The organism is Micromonospora sp. NPDC005203 (assembly GCF_042872705.1).
GTDB lineage: Bacteria > Actinomycetota > Actinomycetes > Mycobacteriales > Micromonosporaceae > Micromonospora.
Window position 1 is genome coordinate 299,896 of sequence record NZ_JBIAKV010000004.1, and the last position, 25,709, is coordinate 325,604.

Below are 25,709 nucleotides of genomic sequence, written 5' to 3' on the forward strand. Positions count from 1 at the left end.
GACGGCCCTACTGACTCGCGAGCACGTGACCCGCCATCCAGGACACCGTGCGCTCCAGGCCGGTGCGCAGCGGCACCGGCCGCACCCCGGGGAACAGCTCCCCCAGGCGGGTGCAGTCGGCCTGCGAGTCCCGCACGTCGCCCGGGCGCGGCGCCTCGTGCACGACCGGCAGCGGCCGGCCCATGATGTCCTCCAGCTCGGCGATCAGGTCGAGCAGGGACACCCGCGCGCCGAAGGCCAGGTTCACCGCGTCGGTGGTGGACACCCGACGGACGACGGCGTCGACGATAACCGAGGTGACACTGCCGACGAACGTGAAGTCGCGGGCCTGCCGACCGTCGCCGTGCACGCGCAGTGGCTCGCCGGCGAGCGCGGCGGTGACGAAACGGGGCAGCACCGCGGCGTACGCGTGGTGCGCCGCCTGCCGGGGACCGTAGACGTTGAAGAAGCGCAACGGCAGCACACCCAGGTCGTAGCAGGCGGCGTAGGCGAGCGCGTACGCCTCGGCGGCGAGCTTGGAGACCGCGTACGGGGACACCGGAATCGGGCGCAGCTCCTCCTGGCGGGGCAGCACCGGGTTGGCGCCGTAGACCGACGACGAGGACGCGAGGATCACCTGGTGGACGTGGTGCCGGCGAGCCGCCTCCAGCACCATCAACGTCCCGGTGGCGTTGGCGTGGTGGCTGGGCAGCGGCCGGTCGATCGAGCGCGGCACGGAGCCGAGAGCGGCCAGGTGCACCACGGTGGCCGCCCCGGCGAACGCCTCGTCCAGCAGGTCCGGGTCGAGCACGGAGCCCCGGTGCAGCCGGACGGGCTGGTCGTGCAGGTTGTCCAGCAGGCCGGTGGAGAGGTCGTCGACCACCACGACGTCGGTCACCTGGGGTGCCTCGTCGAGCGCCCGTACCAGGTTGGCGCCGATGAACCCGGCGCCGCCGGTCACGACTACCTTCAACGCGTCTCCCCGTTCGGCTCGGCCCCGGGCGGCGGGCGCTGGGGTGCCCGCTCGGTGGGGCCGTGGCAGCGCCGCTGGGGCCACTAGTGTGACAACGAGCGCTGTTGCCGCAAGTCACGCGAAGCGGACACCGACCCGCGTGTCCTTCATTCCCCTCCGTCAGTTGTCTGCCCAGGTGGACGAGTCGACGTCAACGGGAGTGCCGGGCACATGCGAATCGGACTGATCAGTCAGTGGTACCCCCCGGAGAGCGCCTTCGTGCCGGGTCAACTGGCGACGGAGTTGGCCCGACGCGGCCACGAGGTGCGGGTGCTGACCACCTTCCCGAGCCTGCCGCTCGGACGGACCTACCCGGGTTGGCGGCAACGCTGGAACCACCGGGCCACCGATCGCGGGGTGACCGTTCGACGGGTGCCCGCGTACCCGAGTCACGACCGATCCGGGCTGCGCCGGGCGGCGAGCTATCTCTCCTTCGCCGCCACCAGCACCCTGGCGGCCCCGCGCCATCTGCACGGCGTCGACGCGCTCTACGTCTACCACCCGCCACCCACCGCGTACGCCGCCGCCGGTCTGCTGCGGTTGCTGCGTGGCGTCCCGGCGGTGCTGCACGTGCAGGACCTGTGGCCGGAGTCGGTGACCGCGTCCGGGATGGCCCCACCGGGGCTGGCCGGGCGGGCCATGGACCGGGTCCTGACCGGCATGATGCGCCGCATCTACCGCGCCTGCGCCGGCATCGCGGTGATCGCGCCCGCCATGGCGGAACAGGTGATCGAGCGGGGTGTCGACCCCGGCGCGGTGCGCACCGTCTTCAACTGGACCGACGAGGCGCTGTTCCGGCCGGTGGCCGGCACCGACTCGGCCCGAGCGACGATCGGGCACCGGGGGCGGGTGACGGTGATGTTCGCCGGCAACCTGGGTGTGTTGCAGGGCGTCGATGTCGCCATCCGCGCGGCCGCGGCGGCGCCGGACGCGGTGGACCTGGTCTTCGTCGGCACCGGGCTGGGCGCGGAACAGGCCCGGCGACTCGCCGACGAGTTGGACGCGGACAACGTGCGGTTCGTCGGTCGCCGTCCGGCCGCCGAGATGGCCGAGCTGTACGCCGCCGCCGACTACCAGTTGGTCATGCTGCGCGACCTGCCCTGGCTACGCGGGACGGTGCCCTCGAAGTTGCAGGCCGCGCTGGCCTGTGGCGCCCCGGTGCTGATGTCGGCCGACGGCGACGCCGCCGCGCTGGTCGGCGCGGGCGGGGCGGGTCTGGTCTGCCCGCCGGACGACTGGCGGGCGTTGGCCGACCAGTTCGCGGCCGCCGCCCGGGTGCCGGCCGAGCAGCGGATCGCGATGGGCCGGCGGGGTCGCCAGCTCTACCTGGACCGGATGTCGTTGCGGGTCGGCGTCGACCAGATCGAGGACCTGCTCAGCAAGGCCGCCGCGCGGGGCCGGGGCTGAGTGGCGCGCCCCTCGGGCAGCCCGGTCAGGCCGGCGAGGAAGTCGCGCACGCGGCGACCCTGTGCGACCGGGTTGCGCGTGTTTCGCACGAAGCGGGCCCCGCCGGTGCCCAGCGCCCGGGCCTCGTCCGCCGGCAGCGTCAGCACCCGTGCGACGGCTGCCCGCAGCCCGGCGGCGGTGTCCGGCTCGGCGAAGGACAGCCACGGCGCGTACTCCCCGGGAATGCCCGGCAGTCGGGTGCTCACCACGGGTACGCCGGTGGCCAGGTATTCGATGATCTTCGACGGGAAGGACCAGCGGACGAAGTCCTGGTCCACCGGACGCGGGTTCACCAGCACGGCCGCCCGGGCCAGCCGCGGCAGCAACTCCGGGCGGGGCAGCAACTCCGGAGGCAGGATGCGCCGATCCACGGCGGCCTGGTCGCGCAGCCAACCCGCCAGCTCGCCCCGGCCGTACACGCACAGCCGCAGGTCGTCCCCGGGCAGACCGCGGAACGCCTCGACCAGCCGGTCGACGCCGTAGGCACGGCTCAGGCCCCCCGCGTACACGATGTCCCTGGTCGCGCCGGGCGGCGGCACCGCCCGGGCGCGCTCGCGCGGCTCCGGCGGGTCGGCGGACCAGATGCCCTCCAGCACCAGCCGGGGCCGGCCGGGCGCGAAGTCCTCGGCGAGCGCGGCGGTCAGCGCGATCACCCCCGAGCAGCGGGCGAGGGCGGCCCGGACCAGCGCGACGTCGAGCCCGCGCAGCAACCGGACCAGCCGACCGTCGCCGGGCAGCGCGACACCCGGCGGGTCGGTGAGCACCGGCACCACGTGGACGCCGCGGCGGCGCAGCACACCGAACCAGAGGAACGGCGAGTGCACGCCGTGCACCAGCAGGACGTCGGCGTCCCGCTCGCGCAGCGCCCGACCGCCGGTACGCCAGGCGGCCACGAACCGGGTGAGGTGCTTGAGGCCGAGCAGGTTGACGAACGCCAGCAACTGCCCGTCCACGTCGTCCTGTCGGAACCGGCCCGCCCGGAAGCGGACCTGACAGTTGCCCGGCCAGGTGGACACCGGGGCAGCGGAGAGCAGGTGCACCGGGCAGCCGGCGGCCCGCAGGCTCCGCACCAGGCCCCAGGCGAAGGTGTGCGTCTGGGTCGGCAGGTTGGTGTCCCGGGCGATGATCTCGGTGAGCAGGTCGTCCGGCACGGTGAAGCCCAGCAGGGTGACCCGGGGGCCGCGTCGCTGCGTCACCGTCCCTCCCCGAGGATCTGCTGATAGACCCGATCGAGGCGACCGAGCATGACGTCGAGGCCGTAGTCCTCGGCCACCACCTTGCGACCCAACTCCCCCACGTGGCGCCGCTCGGCGGCGTCGTCGAGCAGCGGAGACAGTGCCGCGGCCAGGGCATCCGGGTCATCGGCCGGCACCAGCCGGCCGCCGCCGGAGCGCAGCACCTCGACGTTGCCGCCCACCGCCGAGGCGACCACCGGCAGTCCGTACGCCATCGCTTCGAGCAGCGCGTTGGAGAGGTTCTCGTGCAGGGTCGGGAAGACGAAGAGGTCCGCCGCGGCGAGCAGGTCCGGTACGTCGAGACGGTTGCCGAGCAGGCGCACCTCGACCTGACCGGCGTCGGCCAGCGCCGCCGCGATGCCGTCGCGGTCCGGCCCGTCGCCGGCGACCAGCAGCACCCGGCGGGTGGCCGACGGCGGCAGCCGGCGTACCGCGTCGGCGAGGACGCCGTACCCCTTCTCCCAGGTCAGCCGGGACACCGCGATCATCGCGACGTCGTCGGGGCGCAGGCCCAGCTCGGCGCGGACCCGGTCCCGGGCGGCGTGTGGACGGGTCGGCAGCGGCACCCCGTTGGGGATCACCCCGACGAACTTCGCGCCCAGGTCGGACAGGAAGTCCCGGCCGGCGGCGTACGCGCAGACGGTGCCGACGTGGCTGGCCAGCCGCAGCGTCAGGGGCTCGGCCCCGTGCACGAGCAGTCGTCGCCGCCAGGGGCGACCCGGCTGACGCAGGTCCCGTACGGTGCCGTGGACGGTGACCAGGACCCGTGGGCAGCCGGCGAGGCGGGCGGCGAGCACGCCGTGGAAGCCCTCGTTCTGCAGACCCCGCACGTGCACCAGATCCGGGCGGACCCGTCGCAGCAGCCGCACCCACTCCCGCAGGAGCGGCAGGTTCAGGCTGCCGTTGCCGGCGTGCTGGTGCATCCGGACGAACGCGTACCGGTCGGCCAGGGGCGAGGCGAGCACCCGTTGCACGGCGGTCAGCGGGCCGTTGGCGCCGGGGACGCCAGCCGAGTGCTGCACCACCACCGGTCGGCTCACGACGGCGCTCCGGCCGACGCGGGGCGCTGCCGGATGTCGCGCACGGCTGCACGCTGCATGTCTCCTCATTCCGACGGCCCGCCTAGTCTAAGCAGTCATAATGGCACAAATCACTTGGATCTCCGGAGGGGGTGGAGCGTGGGCGAGCCCACCACCAGCACGGACCTGATCCCCGCCCTGCGGCCCGCCGCGACGCCCGCGGTGCTGGCGCTGGCTGCGTACCGGTTTCCGCACGGCGACGCGATGTCCAACCGGCTCCTGCAACTGGTCCGGTCCGCCACCCCGCCGGGGGGCGTGGCCCTGGTGGTCAACGACTGGCCCGACGACGGGTCGTGCCCACCCTCCCCCGTGGACCTGCCACCCGACGTCCGCCTGATCACGCTGCCCCGCCGCCGCGGGGGCGGTGGGGCGCTCGGCCGCTGGTCGCACCGGCGACTCCGCCCGCTGCGGGTGCTGGCCGCGCTGCGCCGCGCGGGCGTCCGTCCGAGCGACCTGGCCGGCGTGCACCTACCGCTCGGGCTCTGGGACCTGGCGACCTGGGCGGTGCTGCGAGTGGCGGTGCGGTGCCCCGTGACGGTGGACGTGCTGGAGCAGCACGACCGGGCACAGTTCCCCCGCGGCTGGCGGACGCCGTACTTCCTCCGGCACCGCTGGGCGTCCTTCTGGGCCGGCCGACTCGCCGACCAGGTCATCGTCATCTCCGAGCGGCTGGAGCGGCACTTCGTGCGCCGGGGCCGGCCGACCCTTGTGGTGCCGCCCCAGGTGGACCTCGCCGACTACGCCGACCCCGCGCCACCCGCGCTCGGCGACGGGCTGCGACTGCTCTACGCCGGGTCGGCGGGTGCGAAGGACCAGTTGGCCGTGGTGCTGGAGGGCATCCGTCTCCTCCCGCCCGCCGATCGGGCCAGGGTGCACCTGGTGATCGCCGGGATCAGCAAGGAGCGGGCCAGCCGGCTCTCCGATCTGGACGCGGCCGGGCCGGCCGACCTCGACGACCAGGTGAGTTTCCTGGGCCGGGTCCCCCGCGACCGGGTGCTCGCCGAGCTGCGCCGGGCACACTTCTCCGTGCTGGTCCGCCCGCCGCTCGGATACGCGCAGGCGGGCTTCCCCTCCAAGGTGCCGGAGAGTCTCGCCGCCGGTTGCCCGGTGCTGCTCAACCTGACAAGTGATCTCCGGCGATACCTCGTGGACGGCCGCGAGGGCATCGTCCTCGACGGCGCGGCGGCGGAGGACGTCCGGCGCGGGATCGAGCGCGCGCTGCGGCTCGACGACCCGGCCTGGCGGGCGATGAGTCGCGCCGCCCGCGAGCGGTCCCACTGCTTCGACTATCGCGCCTGGAGGCCGGTGGTCAGCGACTTCGTCACGGGCGTCGGACGCGGCTCGGGCACCGGCAGCTCGGCGAGACCGGCCAACTCGGCGGCGGTCAGCCGCCGCGCGGCCGGGTAGAGCTGCCGCTCGTGGTCCCGAATGGTCTCCACCGGCCACCGCAGGCGGATCACCCGGGCCGGGTTGCCGGCGGCCACCGCGTACGCCGGCACCGACCGGGTGACCACCGCACCGGCTCCGATCACCGCGCCCCGGCCGATCGTCACCCCGTGCAAAATCACCGCCCGGGTGCCCACCCACACGTCGTCGCCGATGGTCACACCCCGGTCGTGGGTGTTGTCGCCGGCCTCCTTGTCGACCGCGATCATCGGTACGCCGACCTGGTCGATGCGGTGGTTGCCACCCCGGATCGTCACCTCGGGGCCGAACATCACGTTGTCACCGATGCGGATCCGACTCCGGGCCGCCATCAGGATCGGTCGGTACCCGAGATCAACGTTGTGGCCGACCTCGATCGACCCGCAGGTGTACACACCGTCCGGGTCGAACGTGAAGTTGTCTCCCCGGGCGGCGAAGCGGTCGGCGAGGGCAAGGCCCCGGATCGCCCGTCGGACCCGTGCCCCCGCGCGCAGGAGACGGTCGAGCGTCCCGATCACCGGGCCGAGCAGCTTTCCAGGTTGATCGAGGCGGACGCGCATCACACTCCCGTCCCGACGCCGGCCCGCTCGGGCACCACGCGCATGTCGCCTCCCGCATCTCCGCCGGTCGTCCAGGTCGATCCAGGGGCCGATGGTAGCCTCGCCAAACCCCACAAAAGTTGCATATCCCTCGAAGTCTCCGTCCGTGCAGAGAGTCCGAGATGACCAGAATCCTGATCCTGAGCGACTACCGCGGCACGTTCTACTCCACCGCCCGTACCCAATACGGGCTGTGCACGATGGACCTCGACCGGATCACCGGGCTACTCACCCGCGCCGGTTTCGAACCGGAGGTCATCGGCTTCGCCGACCTGGACCTGAGCGACGATCTGCGCGGGGTCCCGGTGCTCTACACCTCCTCGGAGGATCGCGGGCTGCACTACAAGAGCTGGATCGAGGACCTGGTGCTGGCGTTGGAGACCGCCGGCGCCCGGGTCGTTCCGGCCTACCGCTACCTGCGCGCGCACCACAACAAGGTGATGATGGAGGCGCTGCGCGCCCAACTCTTCCCGCGCGACGCCCAACGGCTGGGCACCCGCACCTTCGGCACCTACGAGGAACTCGCCGACGCGGCGCTGGACGGACCGTGGCCGAAGGTGCTCAAGTCCGCCTACGGCGCCGGTTCCCAGTTCGTGGCCCGCGCCGCCGACCGACCGGAACTGCTGCGCACCGCCCGCGCCTTCAGCCGTACCCACGACCACGCCGAGACCATCCGCGAGCATGGCCGGCGACTGCTTCGCCGAGACCACCACCCGCGCTCGACGCACCGACAGAAGTTCCTGGTGCAGGCGTTGATTCCGGGGCTGAGCGGTGACTTCAAGGTGCTCCGGATGGGTGCGCGCTACTACACCCTCTACCGGCGTAACCGCCCCGGCGACTTCCGGGCCAGCGGCAGCGGCGACTTCGACTTTTACGACCTGGCGGGCGTCGACCGTGACGCGCTGCTCGCCTACGCGGAGCAGGTCGCCGACATCCTCGGCACCCCGCTCACGTCGCTGGACATCGGCCACGACGGCGACCGCTTCCACCTGATCGAGTTCCAGTGCCTGCACTTCGGCACGGTCACCGCGGAGAGGTCGAGCGGCTACCACGTCCGGGCGGGCCAGGCGTGGCAGTACGTCGAAGAGGAGTGCGACATCGAGGCGGTGTTCTGCGAGGCGATCGTCGGCCACCTGCGACGCCCCGTGCCCGCGCTGCCGGCGCAGCCGGTGCGGTCGGCCACCTCCCGACCAACGACGCGCTGACGGCGAGCGCACCCCGCCGGCGACCTGAGCGGTCGCACAATACCCCCACCGAAGGGGCCTCCCCTCCCCCGCCCGACCGGCCAGTTTTCCCCTCGCCCGACCGGCCGTTGCGACGCTCACGACTCGTGCCGCGGACCCCCGGAGCGCAGAAGGCTGCCGAGCCGGCCGTGTCCGTCTGCGAATTTCGGGGTTGATCGGGGGAATGCTGGCCGACTGTCGCCTATCAGCGTGGTCATCCGGTTTCAACCCGTCAGGACGCGTACCGAGCGTTTCCCGACGCTGCTGGAGGTGGGATCGTGCCGATGCCTGGTGCTCTCGTGAACGACGGTGCCCGATGAGTGGCACCGTGTACCTGTCGCCCCCCGACATCGGGCCGCTCGAGGAGTCCTACCTGGTCGCCGCCCTGCGCTCGGGCTGGGTCGCCCCGGTCGGCCCGGACCTTGCGGCGTTCGAGCAGGACGTCGCCGAGCGGGTCGGCGCCGTCGGAGCCGTGGCCGTCAACTCCGGGACGGCAGCTCTGCACCTCGCCCTGCTCGGTGTCGGTGTCGGCCCTGGCGACGTGGTCGTCGTGCCCACGCTCACCTTCGTCGCCACCGCCAACGCGGCCCGCTACATCGGGGCGCGGCCAGTCTTCGTCGACTGCGACCCCCGGACCGGCAACGTGGACGTCGCCCTCGTCGACGAGGTGCTGCGACGGCTGCGGTCGCGCGGTGAGCGGGTCGGCGCCGTCGTTCCCGTCGACATGTTCGGCAGCTGCGCCGACTACCAAGCCCTGGTCCCGGTCTGCGCGGACGCCGACGTCCCGGTGGTGGAGGACGCCGCGGAGGCCCTGGGCGCCCGCCACCGCGGGCAGGCTGCCGGCTCCTTCGGACGCGTCGGAGTGCTCTCCTTCAACGGCAACAAGATCATGACCACCTCCGGCGGCGGGATGCTGGTGTCCGACGACGCCGCGCTGCTCACCCGCGCCCGCCACCTCGCCAGCCAGGCGCGCGAACCGGCGCGGCACTACGAGCACCGCGAGACGGGGTACAACTACCGGCTCAGCAACCTGCTCGCGGCGCTCGGTCGAGCCCAGTTGCTTCGGCTGGACGCGATGATCGCCCGCCGCCGGCACCTGCGCGACCACTACGCCAAGCTCTTCGCCCCGGTGCCGGGCGTCGGGCTGCTCGGGGCGGAGGACGGCGAGTCCAACTGTTGGCTCACCGTCATCACCGTCGATCCGCAGCGGTGCGGCTGGCGGGCCGACGACCTGGGGGCCCACCTGGCCGAGCGGGACATCGAGACCCGGCCGGTGTGGAAGCCCATGCACCTGCAACCCATGCACGACGGCGCGGAGAGCCTGCTCACCGGCGCGGCGGAGCGGCTGTTCACCGATGGGCTCACGCTGCCCAGCGGAAGCGCCCTGACCGAGCCGCAGATAGCCCGGGTGTCCGTCGCGATCGAGGAGTTCCTGAGCCTGCGGACGGGAGCCCGCCCGGTGTGACGACCGGACGGCGCGGAGGCGATGCCGGTGCGGCATTCCCCCGAAATCACGCAAAAACACGAGACTACCTGTAACAAGGACAAAAGGCGTTCAGTCCCTTCCGCCGTAGGCGGCGGTTGCGGTCGGAGACGGGTCAGGGAGCCAGCACATGTCGCAGGAGACCGAGCACACGGAGCACGCGGACCGCTCGACACGGCGGGCCCGGGCTCGGCGCCGCACCGCGGGCTTCCTCGCCACCGACACCACCGCCTGGGTCAGCGGCTTCGCCGCAGCCGTGTGGACCCGGTTCGAGTTCGACCTCCCGGCGGGCCAACTGGGCCGGGCCGCGGCGATCGGCCTGCTCGCGGCAGTCGCGCACGTGGCCGTGGCGGCGGTACGCCGGCTCTACTCCGGACGACATCCGCTGGGCAGCCTGCAGGAGGTCCAGGGTGTCGCCAGCACCGCCATCCTGACGGCGGCCATCGTGCTGCTCGCCCTGCTGTCGTCAGGTGAGCGGCCGGTACCGGCGAGCACCCCGTTGGTCGGCGGCGCACTCGCCCTGCTCCTGATGCTCGGCGCCCGGTTCGCGTACCGGCACCGGCGCGATCTCTCCATGCGTCCCGACGTCCGGTCGTCGACGCCGGTGCTGCTGTTCGGGATGGGCAACGCCGGCCAGGAGCTGCTGCGGGCGATGCTCGGCGACCCGCGCGGCCGGTACCTGCCAGTGGGTGCCCTCGACGACGATCCCGACAAGCGCGACCTGCGCATCCGGCGGGTGCGGGTGCTCGGCGGGCGGCGCGACATCGATGCCGTGATCCGCCGTACCGGCGCGAAGGCTGTCATCTTCTCGGTGGCCAACGCCGACGCGGCGCTGATCCGCCAGATCCGCGAGGCCACGCTCACCGCCGGGGCGGTGTTCAAGGTGCTGCCCCCCGTGCGGGACCTGGTCGACCACCGGATCACCGTCACCGACGTCCGGGACGTGCAGATCGGCGACCTGCTCGGCCGCCACCAGGTCATCGGTGACCTGCCGCTCAAGACGAACAGCCTGACCGGGAGGCGGGTCCTGGTCACCGGTGCCGGCGGTTCGATCGGCTCGGAGCTCTGCCGCCAGGTGATGAAGGCCGATCCGGGTGAGCTGATGATGCTGGACCGGGACGAGTCGGCCCTGCACGGCCTGCAGATGTCGCTCTCCGGCCGCGCCATGCTGGACAGCCCGGAGCTGATCCTCGCCGACCTGCGCGACGACGAGGGCCTCCGCCGGATCATCCGAGAGCGCCGTCCGGAGGTCATCCTGCACGCGGCGGCGCTCAAGCACCTGACCCTGTTGCAGCGCTACCCCGGCGAGGCGGTCAAGACGAACGTCTGGGGCACCCTGTCGGTGCTGGACGCCTGCCAGGACGTGGCCAAATTCGTCAACATCTCCACCGACAAGGCGGCCGACCCGATCAGTGTGCTCGGGTACTCCAAGCGGATCACCGAGCGACTGACCGCGCACGCCGCGTCCCGGTTCCCGGGGACCTTTCTCAGCGTCCGGTTCGGCAACGTGCTCAGCAGTCGCGGCTCGGTGGTGACGGCCTTCCAGCGACAGATCGAGGACGCCAGGCCGCTGACCGTCACCCACCCGGACGTCACCCGCTACCTGATGACCGTCCAGGAGGCGGTCCACCTGGTGCTCCAGGCCGCCGAGATCGGCCGGGACGGGGAGGCGCTGGTGCTGGACATGGGTGAGCCCGTCCGCATCGCCGACCTGGCCCGGCAGATGGCCGAGCAGGCGTCCAGCAGGGTGCCGATCGTCTACACCGGCCTTCGTCCCGGCGAGAAGCTGCACGAGGACCTGTTCGGCACCGGCGAGGTTGACACCCGACCGTTCCACCCGCTGGTGTCCCACGTCGCCGTGCCGGCGCTCGACCCGATGGAGGTGAGCGGGCTCGACCCGTACGACGACGCGGCGAAGCTCACCGAGCACCTGGCGATGCTCTGCGCCCAGCCGATCGACCCGACGGTGGGCGGTCCGGTGGGCGTACCCCTGCAGTCCCGCTGACCGGCGCGGCGGACGGTGGCCGAGAGCCGCACCCAAATCCCCGCACCGGCAGTTATGACCGTGGGGAACCCCGGCGCGAGGCCGCGACGCGGCAGCCGCGTCCCTCCGGCGTTCGCCGCGAAGCGATAGGACCGACAGATGCGGACCCGGGACGGCAGGTCTCAGCAGCACGAGCCGCTGCACGCATCGCCCAGGTCGCGGCGCGCCGTCCAGACGTTGGAGCCACCCGCTTCGGTCGACGCCGCTCCCCCCGGCCCGAGTCGCGCTCGTCGGCTGCTGTCCTGGATCGCCACCGCGGCGCTGAGCCGGGCGGTCAGCGCTCTCGTACCACTCGTCCTCCTCCCCGTGACCCTGTCCTACCTGGGCACCGACCTGTACGGGCTCTGGGCCGCGGTGCTCGCCGTCACCGGGATGGTCGCCTTCGCGGACCTGGGTGTCGGCCTCGGGCTCATGACGAGGCTCGCGCCGTGTCGGGTGGAGGGCGACTCGGACGCGGCCCGGCGGTACGTCTCCAGCGCCTACGCGGCGGTGTGCGGGGTGGCGCTCCCGACGTGTGGCCTGCTCTGGCTGCTCGGTGGGTTCGTCCCGTGGCCGCTGCTGTTCAACGCGACCGGGACGGCGGCGCGCGACGCCCACCTCGTCGCCCTGGTGTGCCTGACCGCGTTCCTGCTCAACATTCCGCTGTCGCTTGTCGCCCGCGTCCAGTACGCGTATCAGCAGGTGGCGGCCAGCAACGTCTGGCAGGCGACGGCGAGCGCGCTCTCGTTACCCCTCGCGCTCGGCGCGGTGTACGCGAAACTGCCCCCGATAGCGGTGATCGCCAGCATCGCCATCGGCCCGTTGCTCGTCAACATCGCCAACACGGTCTGGACGTTCGGCTGGCGGCTGCCGCACCTGGCGCCCCGGCTGAGATTCGTCGACGGTCGGGGAGTCCGGGAGCTGTTCGGCCTGGGCGGCATGTTCTTCCTGGTCACCCTGATCATGGTCCTGGCCGACAACGCCGACCCACTGATCATCGCGCACCTGCTGGGCCTCGCCAGCGTCACCGCGTACGCGGTGCCGGCCAGATTGTTCAACCAGCTCGGCGCGCTCGTGACACTTGTCAACCAACCACTGTGGCCGATGCACGGTGAGGCCCTGGCGCGTGGCGACCTCGACTGGATTCGCCGCACCGTGCGCCGGATGACGATCGTCTCGACGATTGTCGCCCTCCTGCCCTCGACCATTCTGGTGCTGTTCGGCGAGCAGATTCTCGCCGCCTGGCTTCCCATTTCGATCGGGAACCGCTCACTGCTGCTGGGCCTCGCCTGCTGGTGGATCGTGCTGGCCGCGATCTCACCACGGTTCATGGTGCAGAACGCGGCCGGAGTCGTCCGCCCCCAGTTGTGCGGCTATCTGCTGTACCTACCGCTGTCAATTGTCGGAAAACTGCTCGGGGTGCACTGGTGGGGGGTGGCCGCGGCACCGTACGTCGCCGTTGTCATCTACACCGTGACCGTTGTCCCGGCGGCCATCTTCGGCTACCGGCGGGCGCTGAGAATACGGACCGCATGAGAGAGGTGGAGGCACCGATGGTGTTCGACGAGGAATTCCCACGGGTACTGGTGGTGAGCCACACGCCCTTCAGCCGCGTCAGCGGCACCGCCCTGACCCTGTCGAACCTCTTCTCCGGCTGGCCCAAGGACCGCCTCGCCCAGGTGCACACCGGGAACATCACGCCGACCACGGACGTGTGCGAGAACTTCTTCCACTTTCCGCCGCGCGACCACTACCTGCCGATCCAGTACTACGCCATGCGGATGTCGGGCTGGAACGGTCGCACGCCGTTGCAACAGAGCCGGCCGATCGCCGCCGTACACGCCGCGGCGGAGAGCCGGCCCACCCTGGCCAAGGTCTACGCGCAACTGCGGGCGACCGCCGATCTCAGCCCGATCCGCGTACCCCCGGCGCTGATCGAGTGGATGCGTGGCTTCCGGCCGGATGTCGTCTACTCGATGCTCGGCAGTGTGCGGCTGACGAGGATCACGGCGCTCGCGGCGCGTACCTGTGGCGTCCCGGTCGTGCCGCACTTCACCGACGACTGGCCGGCGACCCTGTACGACAACGGTGAGCTCTTCGGCCGGGCCGACCGGTCCGTCCAGCAGACGGTCGCGAGACTCATCCGCCGGGCGCCGCTCGGCATGGTCATCAGTGCGCCGATGGCCCAGGAGTACGCCCGGCGGTACGGCGTTCCGTTCAGCCCGTTCGCGAACTGCGTCGACGAGACCTTCTTCGCCCCACCCCGGGGCGCGGCGGAGCAGCGGGAGACGACGGAGCTGGTCTACGTCGGCGCCCTGCACCTCAACCGCTGGGAGTCGCTGCGCGACATCGGCGCCGCACTGGACGACGTGGCCGTGGCCGGTCTGCCCGTCCGGCTGACCATCCACGCTCCGGAGCAGGACCTCAACCGGTACGCGCCACACTTCGCGTCGCTGGCGCGGGTACGGCTGGGGCCGTCGCTGACCAGCGACGAGGTGCCCGCCGCGCTGCACGGCGCGGACGTGCTCGTCCACATCGAGTCCTTCGACGAGGAGATCCGCCGCTACACCCGTTACTCGGTCTCGACGAAGATCCCCCAGTACCTCGCCTCGGGCCGGCCGATCCTCGGCTACGGGCCGGCCGAGGTGGCGTCGATGCACCACATCCAGGAGGCCGATGCGGGCGTGATCGTCGGCACCGACGACACGGCGGCGCTCGTCCGCGGCCTGACCGACCTCTGCCGGGACGCGGCCCTGCGGGAACGGCTGGCCCGCAACGGGACCGCGTTCGCACGGCAGGAGCACGCCAAGGAGAACGTGGCCGCGCGGTTCGCCGCCACGTTGGGCTCGGCGGCACGGACCGGATCCACCACCGCCGGGGCCGCCGACCGGCAACTGACCTAGATGGGTGCTGCGATGAGACGTACCGGATGGGTTGCCTGTGTGGGTCCGTTCCTCTTCCCGTGGGGGGAGGCGGGGTCCCGACGGGTCTACGGACTGGTGGCGTCGTTGGCCGCCGCCGGCTACGACGTGGTGGTCGCCGGCGGCGGACCGGAGCCGCTCACCAGCACGGCGCTGCCGGGCGTCGACGGACCGGGCTCGGTCTCCCACCTCGGTCTCGCGGAGCGGCCGTCGCCGGCGGCGGGGCCGCTCGGCAGCTCGGTGCAGACGCTTGTGCGCTGGGGTCAGCGGACGGTCCGGTGGCTCGACGCCCAGCCGACCAGGCCGTCCCACGTGCTGGTGCACGGCGGTCAGGCGCAGTACATGTTCCACCTCCAGCGCTGGTGTCGCCGGCACCGGGTGCCGCTGATCGTCGACGTCGTCGACTGGTTCAACGGACGCCACGTGCGGGGCGGCTACCTCGGCCCGCTGCACGTCAGCATGAAGCTGGCCCTGCGCCACTACTACCCGCGGTGCGACGGCATCATCGCGATCAGCTCCTACCTGGAAGACCACTACCGCCGCAGCGGCAGACCGGTCCTGCGGGTGCCACCCACTCTCGACGTCAAGGGCCTGACGCTGGAGGCACGGCAGACCGCGGGCGACGCACCTCCGCTCACGCTCGCCTACGCGGGAAATCCGCACGGCAACCGGAAGGATCTCCTGGGCACCGTCATCGAGGCGGTGGGCAACGTCCAACGCGACGGCGCGAGTGTCGAGCTGCGCGTCTACGGTCCGACGCTGGACGAGGTGCGCCGGCTGTTTGGCGGTCGGCCGCTGCCGGACGGGGTGCGGTGTCTGGGGCGGCTACCGCAGGTCGAGGTGTCGAGCGCCCTACAGGGCGCCGATTTCACGGTCCTCGTCCGCAGGCCGGAGTTGGCGGCGGACGCGGGCTTCTCGACGAAGTTCTGCGAGAGTCTCGCCAGCGGCACACCGGTGATCGCCAACCTCACCAGCGACATGGGCAGATACCTGCGCCCCCACCGGGAGGGCCTGGTCTGCCGGGACCACTCGGTCGCCGAGGTCACCGGGGCGTTCCGCGCGGCGGCGGGGTTGAGTTCCGCGCAGCGCAGCGTGATGCGCCAGGCCGCGCGCAGCCAGGCGCTCGAATCGTTCGACTACCGGGCGTACGCGGAGCCGCTCGGCAGGTTCTTCCGGCAGTGGAGTTGACGCGCACGGGTAGCAGGAGGGAACCATCCGGTGGCGTGCCCGGGTGCGCACGGATTCGTCACGGCACCTCGGCGTCCCTGCTCGTGACTCAGCGCCGGCCGGAGATCGTCTTCTTCACGTCCCACACCGCTGCCCAGTAGGAGTGGGCGGTGACGAGGTGGCGGCTGTCGGCGCTGAAAGCAAGCGCGTCGACGGGGTCCGTCTCCCGCGGCAGGACGGCGAGACGACGTCCAGTGGTCGCCGACCACAGCCGCACCAGGTCGAGTCGGTACCGGTCCCGGACCCGGTCCACGGTGACAATTGTTCGACCGTCCGGGCTCAGCCGCGCGGTCCCCCCGCCTCCGGGCCAGGCCGGGATGGTGCGGCTGACACCCCCGGCGACATCCCACACCCGGTAGGTGCGATCGTCGGTGCTGAGAACGGTCCGGCCGTCCAGGCTGATCTCCAGAGCGTAGACCGGACCTCCGTCGCCGGCGAGCGTGCGGACCGCACCGGTGCCCAGGTTTCGCACCACGAGCTGGCCGGACCTGTCGCCGGTGACGATGGTTGGGCTGTTGGCGCTCACCGCCACACTCAAGACGTCACCGACGTTCTCGGCGACGATGACCGGCGGGGCATCCGGGTGCAGCGGCCACAGCCGTAGGGCGTTGTCGACATCGACGGTGGCCAGGGATCGACCGTCCGGGTCGAGTGCCATGGCCCGCAGCGGGGCACCGGGCAGGGTGCTGACGGTGCCGCTTTCCACATTCATCAAGCTGCCGCGGCGAGGATCGTGGGAAAGAGGCGCACAGGTCGCGACCTTCGAGCCGTCGTTGCTCATGGTCAGGCAGAACCCGGTGGGCTCGGGCATCAACCAGAGCCGGCGCGGCCGTCCGTCAGTCTTGAGGCGGTAACGGTCGACGGCAAGACCCCGGCGATCGACGTGCGCCGAAGTGATGACGGTGCCGCCCGAACTGATCGCCAGCGCCGCAACCCCATGAGCTAGGGGGGCCATCCGCACTGGCCCGATGGACGGCTCGATGCGGCTGACCACGGTCAGCGCGAGCGCGATGGCCAGTCCCACACCAACGAGGCGCACCTGCCTGTGGCGGCTGGTGAGGCGCGCCGATAGTGGTCCAGCCGGTGCACCGCGCTGTCCGCGCGGCTGCCTCGGCACGTCGGCCGACGGTTGCCAGGTGTCGGCGAGGTAACCCCGTAGCAGGTCGTGGCGGAACTGGTAGGCAGGCCCTGCCTGTCGCAGCACACCTGCCGCGTGTGCCTGCTTGAGGAAGCGGGTCAGTCGCCAGGGCAACCGACGCCGGAGCATGAGCCACAGTCGGGCGAGGGTGTAGGGCAGCCAGGGTGCGCCGGATCCGAACAGGACCAGGACTGCGGAGAGTGTCATGAACACCACCGCGATGCCAATCGTGACCGTCGCGGGGGTGCTCATGAACCAGGCGAGGGCAGCACCGACGCCCGCCATCGACGCGCCGGCACCGCCGACCGCGACGAGGAGCGTCGTGCGGTCACCCCGCAGCAGCGCCTCGGGTGAGGCTGCCGCGTCATGCTCTGCCGGGGTGCCCAGCCAACGCCCGAGCGCGATGTGGATGCCCGCGAGCGCGGTGACCAGCAGCCCACCGATGACCATGTCTTCCACGTTGTCACCGCCGAGCCCAATCAGCGCGGCGGCGCCGATGCCGAGGATCAGCGCGACGCCGAGACCGACAGCGAGGCTCGATGGAAGATCCCGCAGCCGGGGTGCGCTGAGCCGGGGTGCGCTCGCCCGCCCGGCCGCCTGCGCGTTGGCGACTGCCAACAGCGCGACACCCGCCGCAACCACAGATGGCGCAGTAGTGCGATTGGTACCTGACAGCAGCACGCCATCGTCATTGCGGAGTTGGTCGACCAGGTCCAGCAGAAGGTTGTTCAGTGCGATTGCGGCCGGTCGATACGCCATCTCGGCGCACATCAAGATCAGGCCAACGAGGGCGAGCGGTATGACAACGCCAGTCAGCACGAGGACGGCGATTGCCCTCAGGTCCAGCAGCACGCCGGTCAACACTGTCGCGCCCGCGTTCCGCTCCGACATCGACGGGGGTGCATGGGCTATTCGGGCACCATGGACGCCCAGCACGAGGCCGACCGGAACAATGACGACGGTCGCGACGAACACTGCTTCTGCGACAGGTTCGCCGGCCATCACCAGCGCCACCGCCATGGGGATCCCGACAAGCACCCCGAAGAGGGCAACTGTCAGCGTGACCAGCGCGGCGCGGGGCGCCGCTCGGGCCAACCGCCACCACTCCAGGTTCGGATCCCGCATCCGGTCCCGACAATGATGGGCGAGGAACGCCAGCCAGCGACTGGCCCGCCTAGCCGCTGCCGGATCGGGATAGACCGAGGGCAGGAACCCTTCGAGAAGGTGCCGCTCGACAGCCTTCGCCGTCGCTAGCGCGACCAGTTGTTGTGGTGCGGATTGTGGGGCCTGGTAGACGCGGCGAGCGAGGCCGATCATCAGCGGCGTGGAGAGCGCCGTGGCCAGTGGGCCGTCCGGGTCCCGCCGCATTGCCTCCAGCACGGGTTGCCATCGCTGGCTTCCGCTCACCTCGCGCTGGGTCAGGTACACCTCGGCGTCGACGATCCGCACCGGCTCGACGTCGATCACCGCTGCCAAGGCGAGGGCACCCGCCTCGTCAACTGTGTGCTGGAACTCGTCGCTGCGGCAGGTGAGCACCATCCGCAGACCGGTGGCGGCAGCGCGGTCCAGTTCCCGCAGCGCGTGTGGACGGCGCGGGCCGGGCATCTCGTCCAAGCCGTCCAGCACCGGTACCACCAGCCGGTCGGCCAGGAGTGCTGCCAACTCGTCGGACCGCCCCGCCAGTTGCGGGTAGTCGAGCATGATCCGGTTGGTGAGCCACGATTGCAGCGGCTCAACCGGGTCCCATCCGGCTACCGACAGCAGGACGGGCACCGGGCCGTCCGGCCCGCTGTTGTCGATCGCGGCCAACGTGTAGAGGATCGCCAGTGTGGTCTTTCCGGCCCCTGGCTCACCCAGAATCACCAGCTGCCGCTGCGGGTGGTCGTGGAAGGCCGCCGCCAACGCCGTGGCCGGCGGTCGGGTGTCGCGCGGGTCCTGCAGGAGCTGACCCTCGAATTCGGTGGCGCTACCGGCGACGGTGGCCGCCGACACCTGAACCGCACGACCTGTCGGGCGCCAACGCAGCCGCAACGGACGGGGCGAATGCAACTGCCGCGCCGCGACCTCCGCTGACCACTGCACGGATCCGGCCCGCCGCAGCCGCCGCAGAATCGGCTCCGATGCCTGCGGCGGCGCGGCAAGCCCTCGGCGGACCAGCCAGACGATCAGCGGCCCCGCCAGTGCCGCACACGCCACCAACAACGAGAGGACCTGGGCCGCGTCGCTGGCCCGCCCTGGCTCCTGATTGCCCAGGAACGCCGCCAGAGCCCAGAGCCCGGCCAGGGCCGCCGTCGCCGCCGCCGCCGCAGCGAGCCACCAACCGACCCTCTTACCGTTACGCTTTGATCGCACAGCGTAATCATGGGGTATTGTCGCGACAACCTCGACTACCGTCCGGGGGCCGAAACAGTCCCCTTTCCGACCATGGTCAGATGATGCCCCGGCTGCCGGCAGACCGCGCGGCGGTAGCCGGGTCGGCGGCGATCGGTCGGCGCGTGCCGGAGAGCGACTGCATGACGTGCAGCGTCAGTAACGTGATCATCCCGACGATGGATTCCGGCGCCATCCCGAGCTGGTTGTTCGCCGGCACGTAGAAGACGAGTATGCAGAGCTGCGCGAAGATCAGCGACGGGACCACCCGGCGGGACGACACCGCCGCACGCCACGAGCCGGCGAAGAGCCACCCGACCAGCCCCATGAACAGCGCCGCACCGGGGAAGGTGAGGTCCGAGGCGAGCCAGGGATAGATGGTGGCCCAGTACATGCGCGCCGGCCACCCCATCTCGTTCTCCGTCCGGTCGGGGAAGCTCGGATGGTCGCTGAGGTCCACGTCGAGGGTCTGCTCGGCGAAGATCGCGGCGGACGGCGCGCTGCCGAGGCCACGGGACCACTCGAAGGGCACCTTCAGGTTGTAGGACAACCCGAGGTAGCCGTGCGTCGGGTAACCGATCATCGCGGCGATGCCCTCGGCCAGCGGTCTACCCACGACCCGTTCCACCGACGGGTTGACGCGCACCACGTCGCCCGTGGTGCCGAACTCGGCCGCCCGTGTCGCGTGGTTGTGGATCATGTAGGTGGCCAGGAGCACGAACGCCGCGACAACGAGCAGGAGCGCCCGACGCCGGCGCGAGTGGGTCCGCGGCCGGTGCCGGACCGACGCCCACGCGATCAACATTCCGGCCGCGAGCATGATGACGACGTCGCCGAGGCCCTTCATCGTGCCGATGAAGAGGTAGAACGCGATGTGCGTGGTCGTTGCGCCCACGCCGGCGAGTCGCAGCCAGCCGGGCAGACTGCGCCAGTGCACGACCAGCAGCGGTACGAGAGCGACGCTGAGCACGCCGAGCGGAAAGAGCGCGGTCATCCACGGGCTCGTGCTGCCGAACCCCTGCTGATAGACGTCGAACTTGTTGACGTAGCCGGCGGCGGGGGCCTGGATGTTCGCCCACACGCTGCTGGGGCCGGTGGCGCCGAACTGGGTCAGCCGCGTCAGGCTCACGACGACGTAGTAGACCGCGCTGGCCAGGACCAGTTGACGCACCAGCCGGACGCGGCCGATGGAGTGTGTCGCGGCGGCCAGCGAGGGTGGACGGCGGGCCATCTGGGCCACGTATCCACCGGCGAACAGCGCCGTCGCCACGAGCACGAAGGCGGAGAGTTGGTAGGGGTTGGTGACATCGCGGGCCAGTCTCGTCAACCAGAACACGGCGAACGTGCCGAGCATCCACGACAGCGCCAGCACCAGCGGCAGCCAGGTGACGGTGCGACCGGCCGGTGCCGCGCGGAGCGCCGCCCCGGTCGGGGGTGCCCGGTGCTCAGGTCGCGGCGCGGCCAGGAGTTGCAGGTCGCCGACCGGCGAGCGGTGGCGGCCACGGCTGATTCCGTCGACGGTGGTCACCGCGGACCGCTCCCGGCCGGGCGGCCGGCCCCGGACGGTCGCGCGTCGACCCGGCCAACATTCCGAGGCTGCACTCGCCGACCCTCCACACTGTTGAGCACCCGGCGACCGTCCGCGGTCCGCCGTCGTGCCAGCCGGGTTCCGGCGGCGCGGACGGTCGCTCCGCGACGTCGCGGTCCAATCGCTGGCTGTCAGAAGTCACTGAACGAGCCAACGATCGGGTGGTCACCGAGTGATGGCCCCCGGCCAGTCCAGGACGGTCGCCCCGGCCGGGCGCGCGGTGGCGCGGACCCCCACCGGCCCCGGCCGCCCTGTCGCTCGCCGTTGCGCCTCGTCCGCCCGGCGACGGCCGGCGACCTGGACCGGCAGCATCGACAGCAGGGCGAGCACCAGCCACGACCCCCGCTCGAACTCCCACACTCCGGTCAGCCAGAGCGGAAATCCCCCCACCAGGAACAGTCCGGCGACCCGGAGCCCGACCGGGCACTGCGCCGCCCGCCGGGCGAGCACCACCCCGAACAGGGCCGCGACGCCCAGCAAGCCCAGCAGACCCAGGTCCACGGCGACGGCGAGCACGGCGTTGTGCGGACGGATGCCCAACGGATTCCAGAGCTCGAAGGTGCCCGCGCCGCCGCCCACCCAGAGGGCCTCCCACCAGTAGGAGGACGCGTACCGCCACAACTCGACACGGCTCAGCACGTCGCCGGTCGCCGCCGAGCCGATGAGGTCGTCGGCCCACGTCAACGCGCTCTGCCCCAGGCCGAGCGGCACCGCCACCAGCAGCGTCGGCACCACGGCGACCGCGGCCACCCAGGTCACCCGGGCGTTGAGTTCGCTGAGCAGCGCGTACACCACCACGAGCAGCAGGGCGACCAGGGCGCCCTTGGTCCGGTTCAGGAAGATCCCGGACGCCAGCACCGGCAACGCGGTGATCAGACCGATGGTGAAGAGCCGCCGTTGACCGCGGATCTTCAACAGGCCCAGCGCCAGGACGAACGCGGTGACGCTGGAGTAGGCCGTGAAGTTGATGTTCGTGCCCTCGATGCCGAAGCGCACCGCCATGTCCATCGCGCTGGCCTGTCCCCCGGCTCCGCGCGCCTCGATGATCAGGTGCCACGCGGCGATGGCGCATCCGACAATGTAGGAACCCCCGACCGCGAGCAGGTGCGTCGGCGTCGTGGCGACGTGGCGGACCGCGACGAACAGCAGAGCGGCCGAGGTGTACGCGAGGGCCACGCTCCGCGTCTGCGCGACGTCGCTGGACCAGACGACGGTGAGCTGCGCCCAGGCCGCGACCGCGACCGCCAGTGCGTCGGGCAGTCGGGGGCGCGGTAGGCGGCAACTGAGCAGGATCGCCGCGACGGCGGCTTGCAGGACGGTCAGCCAGGCGTTCGCCGACGACGCCTGGAAGGCCGCGACACACAGCAGCGCGACGGCGAGAGTCGTCATCCTCGTCCGCCGGCCACCCTGTCCGGCCACGGCCACGGCCCGACCTCCGGGTCGTGATCCGGCACCGGCCGGAGGCGGCATCGGCGTACGGGGGCCGAGCGGCGCCCGGGTTTGCGCTGTCACGACCACTCCTTCTCGTCCCTGCGGCGGCATCCGCGGACGCCGTCACCGGCGGTGTCGTCACTGATGCGGCACCGGCGGCGTTGGACAGACGACAGTCCGACGACCCGCCCCGACCGGCGCGCGCCAGCACGACCCGGGTACCACCGAAGAGCGTCCTAAATGCCCGATTTGATCTGCGCTTGCAGCTTCCTACACCCACGGTCCCGGTCGGGACGAAACGACGGAATCGCCATTGCCCAAGGGGACGTCGAAGGTGAAACCCGATCTCCGCGCGATCGCCGTGGACATGCGCGCGCTGGGCCTGTCGGCACCGCTGCGCGCGGCGTACGAGGCATCCAAGCGCACCGGATTCCACGCGGTCCTGTTCCGCGGCGAGGCGCACCGGCACCACCCGGCCGCGTCGGTGCCGCTGACCGGCGTGCGGCCGATCGGCGACGGCGCGCGGCAGCGCTGCCTGGACGACGCCGGCCAGGTGCTGAACGACGGTCTCCGGGTCTTCGGTGCCCGCGTGGCGACGGGTGTGTCGGCACCGTGGAGCACCGACCCGCTGACCGGACGGCAGTGGCCGGCGGACGACCCGTGGTGGCGCATCGACATCCGCTCCGAGGCTCGCCTGTCCGACGTGAAGCACACCTGGGAGGCGGCACGCCACCGCGACCTGGTGGTCCTGGCCCGCGCGGCCCGCCTCGACCCGACCGGCCCGTGGCAGGGCGGCCTCGACGAGTTGCTGCGGGCCTGGTGTACGCAGTCCCCGCCGGAGCGGGGCGTCAACTGGTACTCCAGCCTCGAACTCGCCCTGCGCGCCATCGCCTGGAACCAGATCCTCGCGCTCGTCGGCGACCGACTACCCGGCGACGTCGGGACCGCCATGGAACGGCTGCTGCTGTCCAGCGCCCGGCACCTGATGGTCGAGCTGCCCTACACGTTGAGCAGCATGCGCAACAACCACCTGCTCGGCGACGCGCTCGGGCTGATGCTGCTCGCCCGGATGTTCCCCACGGCGCGACGCGCCCGCTGGTGGGCGCGTACCGGCGCGAAGATGTTCGCCGCCCAGCAACGCCGACACTTCGGCGCCGACGGCCGGATGATCGAGGACTCGCTGTCGTACCACCGGTTCGTCCTCGAGATGCTCATCGTGCGGGTGCTGCTCGGCGGCGCGCCGCCCAGCGTCCGCCGGGATCTGCACGCCGCCAGCCTGCACCTCGCCCGGCTCGGCGTGTTCGACGGAGACGTCCCGCAGTACGGCGACTGGGACGAGGGACGGGTGCTCGCGTCCTCCGGCGACCCGCTCGACGTGGCCGGCTCCGCCGCGCTCGGGCTCGCGCTGTGCGGCGAACGGCTGCCCGCGCGGTGGTACGCCGACTTCGACGAACTGGCGTGGTACGCGCCACCGCCCGGCCCGGAGGCCAGCGCGGAGGAGTTCGGCGCGACCACGCGCCAGCGGTCGACCGCGACGACCTCCGGAGGCATCGCGCGCGTCGACCGTGGGCCGTGGCGCGTGTGGTTCAAGGTGGACGGCGGCCCCTCGCACGGCCACGCCGACCTGACCTCGGTCTGGATCAAACACGAAGGCAGGTGGCTGATCGCCGACCCGGGCACGGGCACCTACAACGGCCCGCTGGAGATCCGCAACGGGCTGCGTACCTCCGCCGCCCACCCGGTACGCCGGCCGGACGGGCAGGACCAGCTCGTCCCACACCGGGCGTTCCGCTGGCTCACCACCGGCCATGGCCACCTCGGCACACCGCTCGTCCTGGCGGATCACACAGTCCTCTTCGGCTGGCACGACGCGTACGCGCGCGGCGAGCACCCGGTGCGCGTCGGCCGGGCGGTCGTGGTGGCCGAGCAGTACGTGGCGATCGTCGAGTTCGCCGACCCGCCGGCGACCGCCCGGTCCTGGTCGCTCACCGTGCCGCTGCACCCCGACGTCGTCGTGGACGACGACACGCTCATCCTCGGCGGGACCAAACTCGGCCTCTTCGGACTCGACGGGCACCAGGCGGTACGCGGACGGTCGACGCCCTTCGCGGGCTGGCACAGCCGAACGTACGGGCGCTGGGAGCCGGCGACGTGGCTCGCGGCCCAGAGTCGGGGCGACACCGCGCTGTGGGGGCTCGGCGCGGTACCCGGGCCGCCACCCGAACCGGACGCGCTCGACGGCTTCCGCTACCAGGTGGCCTGGAGCGACGCGGGCGCCTCCCTCACCGTCACCCACCTCGGATCAGGGGATGTCCACCACGTGCGAGCACCACGATGAAACCCCGCAGAATCCTCGTCCTCAACCACTTCGCCGTGCCGCCGGGCCATCCGGGCGGCACCCGGCACGTCGAGCTGTTCAGCCGGCTGCCCGGCTGGACGCACGTGATCATCGCGAGCCGCCGCAACATGATCACCGGTCGGCCGCAACGCGCGGAGCCGGGATTTCACCTGGTCGCCGTGACGCCGTACCGGGGCAACGGTCTGGGCCGGGTGCTCAACTGGGCCAGCTACGCGGTGACGGCCACGGTGGCCAGCCTGCGCCAACCTCGACCCGACGTGGTCTACGCCTCGTCGCCGCACCTCCTGGCCGGCCTCTCCGGCTGCGTCGTGGCGACACTGCGGCGCACGCCGTTCGTCCTGGAGGTCCGGGACCTGTGGCCGCGTGTGCTCGTCGAGATGGGCACGCTGTCGGAGACGTCGGTGGCGTACCGGACGTTGGAGCGCCTTGAGGTGTTCCTGTACCGGCGCGCCGACCGCGTGGTGATCATGGCGCCCGGTGTCCGGGCGGCGATCGAGGGCAAGGGCGTGGCGCCCGAGAAGATCGCCTTCATCCCCAACGCGGCGGACCCCGAGGACTTCGCACCCAGCCGGCCCCGCGCCGAACTGCGGGAGCGGTACCGGTTCACCCGCCGGACCGCCGTCTACGCCGGCGCACACGGCCCGGCCAACGGACTCGACCTGCTGCTGGCCGCCGCCGAGGCGGTGCCCGAGATCGACGTCGTACTGGTGGGCGCGGGCGTGGAGAAGGCACGCCTGCGGTCGTTGGCCCGCGCCATCCCCAACGTCCGCTTCCTCGACCCGGTGCCGAAGTCGGAGATCCCCGACCTCCTGCACGCCGCGGACGTCGGCGTGCACGTCCTCGCCGACGTCGAGCTGTTCCGGGCCGGAGTCAGCCCCAACAAGGTGTTCGACTACATGGCCGCCGGGCTGCCGATCGTCACCAACAGCCCGGGGACCGTCGGCGACCTCGTGCTGGGCGCGGACTCCGGATACGTGACCCCGCCGGGCCACCTCGCCCACGGTCTCGCTCAGATCACCCAGGCGAGCCCGGACGAGCTGGCCAAGATGGGCGCCGCCGGCCGGAGTTGGATCCGGGCGAACCAGTCACGTACCGCGATGGCCCACGCCCTCGGTCGGCTGCTCGCGCCGCTCGTCGACGGCGACGCGCCGCGCTGACCCGGCCCGCCCGG

The 25,709-nt window shown here is 71.9% G+C and carries 16 protein-coding genes and 1 pseudogene; 10 read left to right on the forward strand and 7 right to left on the reverse strand.

Annotated features, from left to right (window positions below; translation table 11 throughout):
* Positions 1 to 7: 7 nt before the first annotated feature.
* A complete protein-coding gene (locus ACFYPM_RS13110; protein WP_387195128.1) occupies positions 8 to 952 on the reverse strand; it encodes an NAD-dependent epimerase/dehydratase family protein in 945 nt (314 codons plus the stop codon).
* 210 nt (positions 953 to 1,162) lie between these two features.
* Here ACFYPM_RS13110 and ACFYPM_RS13115 point away from each other — a divergent pair, with 210 nt between their 5' ends.
* Entirely contained in the window at positions 1,163 to 2,398 is a 1,236-nt protein-coding gene (locus ACFYPM_RS13115) for a glycosyltransferase family 4 protein (RefSeq protein ID WP_387195131.1), read from the forward strand.
* Here ACFYPM_RS13115 and ACFYPM_RS13120 read toward each other — a convergent pair.
* Together ACFYPM_RS13120 and ACFYPM_RS13125 are read right to left on the reverse strand one after the other, a co-directional pair.
* Positions 2,314 to 3,633, reverse strand: a complete 1,320-nt coding sequence (locus ACFYPM_RS13120) for a glycosyltransferase family 4 protein (RefSeq protein WP_387195134.1) — start codon at positions 3,631 to 3,633, stop codon at positions 2,314 to 2,316. The two genes, ACFYPM_RS13115 and ACFYPM_RS13120, sit on opposite strands and share 85 nt — an antisense overlap.
* Positions 3,630 to 4,712: a glycosyltransferase family 4 protein gene (locus ACFYPM_RS13125; protein WP_387195136.1), complete on the reverse strand. Its 1,083-nt coding sequence runs from the start codon at positions 4,710 to 4,712 to the stop codon at positions 3,630 to 3,632. The genes ACFYPM_RS13120 and ACFYPM_RS13125 overlap by 4 nt, the downstream gene beginning before the upstream one ends.
* A gap of 243 nt (positions 4,713 to 4,955) precedes the next feature.
* Between ACFYPM_RS13125 and ACFYPM_RS13130 the strand changes: the two are divergent.
* A pseudogene (locus ACFYPM_RS13130) lies at positions 4,956 to 6,017 on the forward strand (glycosyltransferase); the annotation flags it as partial.
* A 20-nt stretch (positions 6,018 to 6,037) separates the two neighbouring features.
* Here the strand turns inward: ACFYPM_RS13130 and ACFYPM_RS13135 are convergent.
* On the reverse strand, positions 6,038 to 6,736 hold the full coding sequence (locus ACFYPM_RS13135) for an acyltransferase (RefSeq protein WP_387195139.1): 699 nt from the start codon (positions 6,734 to 6,736) through the stop codon (positions 6,038 to 6,040).
* 161 nt (positions 6,737 to 6,897) lie between these two features.
* Between ACFYPM_RS13135 and ACFYPM_RS13140 the strand changes: the two genes are divergently transcribed.
* From ACFYPM_RS13140 to ACFYPM_RS13165, 6 genes are all read left to right on the forward strand, one after another.
* The gene (locus ACFYPM_RS13140) at positions 6,898 to 7,980 is read left to right on the forward strand and encodes a hypothetical protein (RefSeq protein WP_387195141.1); all 1,083 of its coding nucleotides are present in this window, start codon (positions 6,898 to 6,900) and stop codon (positions 7,978 to 7,980) included.
* Positions 7,981 to 8,314: 334 nt separating this feature from the next.
* Positions 8,315 to 9,463, forward strand: a complete 1,149-nt coding sequence (locus tag ACFYPM_RS13145; RefSeq protein ID WP_387195144.1) for a DegT/DnrJ/EryC1/StrS family aminotransferase — start codon at positions 8,315 to 8,317, stop codon at positions 9,461 to 9,463.
* A gap of 148 nt (positions 9,464 to 9,611) precedes the next feature.
* Positions 9,612 to 11,486 carry a polysaccharide biosynthesis protein gene (locus tag ACFYPM_RS13150; protein ID WP_387195147.1) on the forward strand — a complete coding sequence of 625 codons (1,875 nt, stop codon included), beginning with the start codon at positions 9,612 to 9,614 and terminating at the stop codon, positions 11,484 to 11,486.
* 138 nt (positions 11,487 to 11,624) lie between these two features.
* A complete protein-coding gene (locus ACFYPM_RS13155) occupies positions 11,625 to 13,040 on the forward strand; it encodes a lipopolysaccharide biosynthesis protein (protein WP_387195150.1) in 1,416 nt (471 codons plus the stop codon).
* Positions 13,037 to 14,407 carry a glycosyl transferase family 1 gene (locus tag ACFYPM_RS13160; RefSeq protein ID WP_387195153.1) on the forward strand — a complete coding sequence of 457 codons (1,371 nt, stop codon included), beginning with the start codon at positions 13,037 to 13,039 and terminating at the stop codon, positions 14,405 to 14,407. Before ACFYPM_RS13155 ends, ACFYPM_RS13160 begins: the two co-directional genes overlap by 4 nt.
* Positions 14,408 to 14,419: 12 nt before the next feature.
* Positions 14,420 to 15,613, forward strand: coding sequence for a glycosyltransferase (locus tag ACFYPM_RS13165; protein ID WP_387195156.1), 1,194 nt, complete (start codon positions 14,420 to 14,422; stop codon positions 15,611 to 15,613).
* A gap of 88 nt (positions 15,614 to 15,701) precedes the next feature.
* Here the strand turns inward: ACFYPM_RS13165 and ACFYPM_RS13170 are convergent, their stop codons facing one another.
* From ACFYPM_RS13170 to ACFYPM_RS13180, 3 genes are all read right to left on the reverse strand, one after another.
* The gene (locus tag ACFYPM_RS13170) at positions 15,702 to 19,142 is read right to left on the reverse strand and encodes an NACHT domain-containing protein (RefSeq protein ID WP_387195159.1); all 3,441 of its coding nucleotides are present in this window, start codon (positions 19,140 to 19,142) and stop codon (positions 15,702 to 15,704) included.
* A 76-nt stretch (positions 19,143 to 19,218) separates the two neighbouring features.
* Positions 19,219 to 20,688: a hypothetical protein gene (locus ACFYPM_RS13175; protein WP_387195162.1), complete on the reverse strand. Its 1,470-nt coding sequence runs from the start codon at positions 20,686 to 20,688 to the stop codon at positions 19,219 to 19,221.
* A 225-nt stretch (positions 20,689 to 20,913) separates the two neighbouring features.
* Positions 20,914 to 22,260: an O-antigen ligase family protein gene (locus ACFYPM_RS13180; RefSeq protein ID WP_387195165.1), complete on the reverse strand. Its 1,347-nt coding sequence runs from the start codon at positions 22,258 to 22,260 to the stop codon at positions 20,914 to 20,916.
* Between the two features lie 253 nt (positions 22,261 to 22,513).
* Between ACFYPM_RS13180 and ACFYPM_RS13185 the strand changes: the two genes are divergently transcribed.
* Together ACFYPM_RS13185 and ACFYPM_RS13190 are read left to right on the forward strand one after the other, a co-directional pair.
* Positions 22,514 to 24,517 carry a heparinase II/III family protein gene (locus ACFYPM_RS13185; RefSeq protein ID WP_387195168.1) on the forward strand — a complete coding sequence of 668 codons (2,004 nt, stop codon included), beginning with the start codon at positions 22,514 to 22,516 and terminating at the stop codon, positions 24,515 to 24,517.
* Positions 24,514 to 25,695: a glycosyltransferase family 4 protein gene (locus tag ACFYPM_RS13190; protein ID WP_387195171.1), complete on the forward strand. Its 1,182-nt coding sequence runs from the start codon at positions 24,514 to 24,516 to the stop codon at positions 25,693 to 25,695. The genes ACFYPM_RS13185 and ACFYPM_RS13190 overlap by 4 nt, the downstream gene beginning before the upstream one ends.
* Positions 25,696 to 25,709: the final 14 nt, after the last annotated feature.

What these genes read in the sequence shown, in the direction of transcription:
- ACFYPM_RS13115 (WP_387195131.1), top strand. Translation starts at nt 1,163, where the DNA reads ATGCGAATCGGACTGATCAGTCAGTGGTACCCCCCGGAGAGCGCCTTC.
- ACFYPM_RS13135 (WP_387195139.1), bottom strand. Translation starts at nt 6,736, where the DNA reads ATGCGCGTCCGCCTCGATCAACCTGGAAAGCTGCTCGGCCCGGTGATC.
- ACFYPM_RS13140 (WP_387195141.1), top strand. Translation starts at nt 6,898, where the DNA reads ATGACCAGAATCCTGATCCTGAGCGACTACCGCGGCACGTTCTACTCC.
- ACFYPM_RS13145 (WP_387195144.1), top strand. Translation starts at nt 8,315, where the DNA reads ATGAGTGGCACCGTGTACCTGTCGCCCCCCGACATCGGGCCGCTCGAG.
- ACFYPM_RS13150 (WP_387195147.1), top strand. Translation starts at nt 9,612, where the DNA reads ATGTCGCAGGAGACCGAGCACACGGAGCACGCGGACCGCTCGACACGG.
- ACFYPM_RS13155 (WP_387195150.1), top strand. Translation starts at nt 11,625, where the DNA reads ATGCGGACCCGGGACGGCAGGTCTCAGCAGCACGAGCCGCTGCACGCA.
- ACFYPM_RS13160 (WP_387195153.1), top strand. Translation starts at nt 13,037, where the DNA reads ATGAGAGAGGTGGAGGCACCGATGGTGTTCGACGAGGAATTCCCACGG.
- ACFYPM_RS13165 (WP_387195156.1), top strand. Translation starts at nt 14,420, where the DNA reads ATGAGACGTACCGGATGGGTTGCCTGTGTGGGTCCGTTCCTCTTCCCG.
- ACFYPM_RS13190 (WP_387195171.1), top strand. Translation starts at nt 24,514, where the DNA reads ATGAAACCCCGCAGAATCCTCGTCCTCAACCACTTCGCCGTGCCGCCG.